This is a genomic window from Streptomyces sp. NPDC059564 (assembly GCF_042735575.1).
GTDB lineage: Bacteria > Actinomycetota > Actinomycetes > Streptomycetales > Streptomycetaceae > Streptomyces.
In genome coordinates, this window is the sequence record NZ_JBHWBP010000495.1 from 1 (window position 1) to 4,388 (window position 4,388).

The window sequence follows — 4,388 nt, forward strand, 5'->3', positions numbered from 1 at the left end:
GGAGCCCCGTCCGCGGGGCGCTGCCCCACGGGCATACCGGTGCCTTACGGGGGCCCCGTAGACTGGTCCGCCGACGTCCGGCTGCTCCGCCCGAGCGACGGCCTGCCCCTCGACCGGCCCTGCCGCGGAGAACCCCTGATGCCGACTGCCACCCAGACCACCGCCGCGGCCGCGCCCGCCCCCGCCCGGAGGCGCGCGCGGCGGCTGCCCGGGCCCGACTGGCTGTGGGCGGCGCTGCTGACCCTCGCCGTCACCGCCTTCCGGGGCGGCACCCCGCAGCTCTGGCGGGACGAGCTGGCCAGCTGGAACGCCGCCTCCCGCGACACCGGCGAGCTGCTCGCGATGCTGGGCCACGTCGACGCCGTCTCCGGCCTCTACTACCTGCTGCTGCACGGCTGGGTCTCCGTCTTCGGGGACTCCGCCGCGATGCTCCGGCTGCCCTCCGCGCTCGCCATGGCCGGCTCCGCCGCCCTGGTGGTGCTGACCGCCCGGGCCCTGTTCGACCGCCGCACCGCCGTCTTCGCCGGGCTGCTGTTCGCGCTGCTGCCCGTCGTCACCCGCTACGGCACCGAGGCCCGCTCGTACGCCTTCGTCGTGCTCGCGGTGAGCGCCGCGACCTGGCTGCTGCTGCGGGCGCTGGAACGGCCGGGCCCGGCGCGCTGGGCCGCGTACGCCGCGGCGGTCGCGGCGGCCGGGCTGCTGCACATGGTGGCGCTGCTGTTCCTGCTGCCGCACGCCCTGATCGTGGCGCTGCGCCGGCGGGCCGGCCGGCGCGGCCGGACCGCGCTCTCCTTCGCCGTGGCCGCCGCCGCCGGGCTGCTGCCGGTGATCCCGCTGGTGCTGCTGGGGCGCCAGCAGGTCGGGCGTCAGATCAGCTGGATCAAGACCCCCCGGATGAGGGACATCGCCGGGCTCTGGGACAACCTCTTCGCCTCCCCCCTCGTCGCGCTCGGCATCGCCGCGCTGGCCCTGCTGCCGCTCGCCTGGAGCCGGGGCCGGCGTCCCGCCGTGGAACTGCTGCTGCTGGGCGCGGCGCCGATCGCCGCCGTCTACCTGGTCTCGCAGGGCAGCACCTCGTACTTCATCGACCGCTACGTGCTCTTCACGGTGCCCGCGTGGGTGATGCTGGCCGCCGCCGGGCTGGCCGCGCTGAAGCCGCGCGCCGCCGGTACGGCCGGGCTGGCCGCGCTGATCCTGCTCGGCGTGCCCGACCAGCGCCACCTGCGCACCGAGCAGGCGAAGGAGACCTCCGACGGCCGGGCGGCGGCGGGGATCATCGCCCAGGGCTACCGGCCCGGCGACGGCTTCGTACCCGTCCGCGGCGCCGACCGCGTGTACATGGTCGACTACCAGATCGAGTACTACCTGCCGAACCGCGTCCACCTCCGCGACGTCTTCGCCGCCCGCTCGGCGCAGGAGAAGGACGACCTCTTCCCGCAGGAGTGCGCCCAGCCCGAGCAGTGCCTCGGCGACACCGGGCGGATCTGGCTCGTCACCCGTGCCACGGCCAAGCACGACCCCTACGACCGGCTCCCCGCCGCCCAGGCCCGCGCGCTCCAGAGCCACTACCGCGTCGCCTCGACCACCGACGTCCGCGGACTGCACGTCTCCCTGCTGGAGCGCACCCGCTAGGGCACCTCAGCGCCCGCACACCACCTGGTCGCCGGTGACCACGCCGAACTCGCCCTGGTACGGGTCCTCGGCCCGCACCGGCACGACCTTCTTGAAGTCCGCGCCCGCGATCACCAGCACCGTGCGGCCCTGCCCGGTGACCGCGCGCAGCTCGCTGCCGGGCAGCGCCGTCGACACCGTCCGCGCGGAGCGGTCCCAGCGCGGGTCGTAGGCGATGACCGTGCGCCGGACCTCCCGGCTGGCGCCCGTCGCCGGGGCCTGGGTGGTGTCGAAGCCGGTGGCGCGCAGGGCCGCGTCCACCCGCCCGCCGAGCCCGTCGATCCGGGTCCCGTTCTCCACCTGGATCCGGATCTGCTTCGGCGGTACGTCGACCGGTACGGCGGCGGGTCCGCGCGGCGCCCGTCCGGGCCGGGCGGGGGCCAGCGGCCGGTCCTGGCGGAGGGCCTCGAAGAGCTTGGCGGCCTTCGGCTCGTCCCACTTCACCGTCGAGCCGATGCCCTTGACCGGGTACGAGGCGTCGCCGACCGGCACCGAGGCGAACTCCGACGAGGAGGGGGTGAAGTCCCGCATGGCCTGGCCGAGCGCCAGCATCTGCTCCGAGCCGAAGTCCTTGTCGGCGCGCACCGAGCCCAGCAGGGTGGAGCTGACCTCCTTGAACTTCACCGGGTTCAGCAGCACCCCGCCCCCGGTGGCCTGCTTGATCAGGGCGGCGATGAACCGCTGCTGGCGCTGCATCCGGCCCAGGTCGGAGGCCCCGTCGACGTGGCGCGAGCGTACGTACTGCAGGGCCTGGCCGCCGGTGAGCCGGTGGGTGCCGGGCAGCAGGTTGAGGCCGGTGTAGGTGTCGTGCATGGCCTTGGCGGTGCAGATCTCGACGCCGCCCATGGCGTCGACGGTCTTCATGAAGCTGGTGAAGTCGACCTCCAGGTAGTGGTCGATCTTCACGCGGGTCATGTGCTCGACGGTCCGCACGGTCAGGTTCGGCCCGCCCTCGGCGTAGGCGGCGTTCAGCTTCACCGGGTGAGCCTTGTGCGGTGTGCCGCTCACCAGGTCCTGGTGCGCGGGGACCTCGGCGTAGCTGTCGCGGGGCAGGCTGATGACGCTGGCGCGTTCCTTGTCGGCGGACAGGTGCACGAGCATGACCGTGTCGGTGCAGTGGCAGGGCGCCCCGCCGAGCCGGTACTCGCGCTTCTCCTCCGGCGTGATCTTGTCGCGGCCGTCGGTGCCGACGAGCAGGAAGTTGATCCCGTGCCCGGCCTGCGGGCGGTTCTTCATGTCCTTGAAGGGGTCGACCCGTTCGATGCCGGTGTCCAGGCCGGTCATCACGGCGTGCCCGACGGCCCCGGAGCCCAGCACCACCAGCGAGAGCCCCGCCGCGATCCGCACGCCCCACCGCGGCCGGTCGTCCCGCCGCCCGGTCCGGCGTCCGCCGCCGCTCCGCGGACGCTGCGGCTGGGGTGGCGGGGAGCCGGGGGCGCGTCGGGTGGGGCGGTGCGGCTGGGGCACGGGGGACACCTCCGCGGGGGACAGCGGGAGACAGCGGGCAGATCTTCAGATTCGTCTGAACAGTAGGCCCATACGATCAGCCTCTGTCCGTACCGCTCGTCCGCCGCGCACCCGTTTCCCCCGTACGCGGTAACGTGACACCGATACCCGACCTTGAAGGACCACATGCCCGCCCAGCAGCCCGCAGTCTCGGTGATCATGCCGGTGCTCAACGAGGAGCGCCACCTGCGCGACTCCGTCCGCCACATCCTCGGACAGGAGTACGCAGGCGAGATGGAGGTGGTGATCGCGCTCGGGCCGTCCACGGACCGCACCGATGAGATCGCCGCCGAGCTCGTAACGGAAGACCCCCGCGTCCACACCGTCCCGAACCCCACCGGCCGCACCCCCGCCGCCCTCAACGCCGCGATCGAGGCCTCCCGCCACCCGATCGTCGTCCGCGTCGACGGCCACGGCATGCTCTCGCCGAACTACATCGCCACCGCCGTCCGCCTCCTGGAGGAGACCGGTGCGCAGAACGTCGGCGGCATCATGCACGCCGAGGGCGAGAACGCCTGGGAGGACGCCGTCGCCGCCGCGATGACCTCGCGGATCGGCGTCGGCAACGCGGCCTTCCACACCGGTGGCGAGGCCGGCCCGGCCGAGACCGTCTACCTCGGCGTCTTCCGCCGCGAGGCCCTGGAACAGCAGGGCGGGTACAACGTGGAGTTCATCCGCGCCCAGGACTGGGAGCTGAACTTCCGCATCCGCGAGGCCGGCGGGCTCATCTGGTTCTCGCCCGAGCTGAAGGTCCAGTACCGCCCGCGGCCCTCCGTACGGGCCCTCGCCAAGCAGTACAAGGACTACGGCCGCTGGCGCCACGTCGTGGCCCGCTACCACCCCGGCTCCATCAACCTGCGGTACCTGGCCCCGCCGGCCGCCGTCTGCGCCATCGCGGCCGGAGCCGTCGTGGGCGCGCTCGTCACCCCGTGGGCCTTCGCCGTCCCGGCCGGCTACCTCGCGGCGATCACCGCCGGATCCGTCCCGGCCGGCAAGGGGCTGTCCCTCAAGGCCCGCGCGCAGATCCCCGTCGCCCTCGCCACCATGCACATGTGCTGGGGCTTCGGCTTCCTCACCAGCCCGCGCTCGCTCGCCGCGAAGGTCATCGCCAGCCGCCGCCCGTCGGTGCGCCGCGACGCCTCCGAGGTCTGACGGACGCGGGAACGGACAACGCGAAGGGGTGACCCGGTCCCTGTGGACCGGGTCACCCC

3 protein-coding genes are annotated in these 4,388 nt (G+C 73.9%); 2 read left to right on the top strand and 1 reads right to left on the bottom strand.

Annotated features, from left to right (window positions below; translation table 11 throughout):
- The first annotated feature begins 138 nt into the window (after positions 1-138).
- Positions 139-1,632, top strand: a complete 1,494-nt coding sequence (locus ACFV0Q_RS38840; protein ID WP_385012453.1) for a glycosyltransferase family 39 protein — start codon at positions 139-141, stop codon at positions 1,630-1,632.
- 6 nt (positions 1,633-1,638) lie between these two features.
- On the opposite strand, the gene ACFV0Q_RS38845 is transcribed toward ACFV0Q_RS38840, so the two are convergent.
- Positions 1,639-3,018, bottom strand: a complete 1,380-nt coding sequence (locus ACFV0Q_RS38845; RefSeq protein ID WP_385012456.1) for an LCP family protein — start codon at positions 3,016-3,018, stop codon at positions 1,639-1,641.
- Positions 3,019-3,303: 285 nt separating this feature from the next.
- Here ACFV0Q_RS38845 and ACFV0Q_RS38850 point away from each other — a divergent pair, with 285 nt between their 5' ends.
- Positions 3,304-4,329 (top strand): glycosyltransferase family 2 protein, encoded by a 1,026-nt coding sequence (locus ACFV0Q_RS38850; RefSeq protein ID WP_385012454.1) that lies wholly within the window; start codon positions 3,304-3,306, stop codon positions 4,327-4,329.
- Positions 4,330-4,388 lie beyond the last annotated feature (59 nt).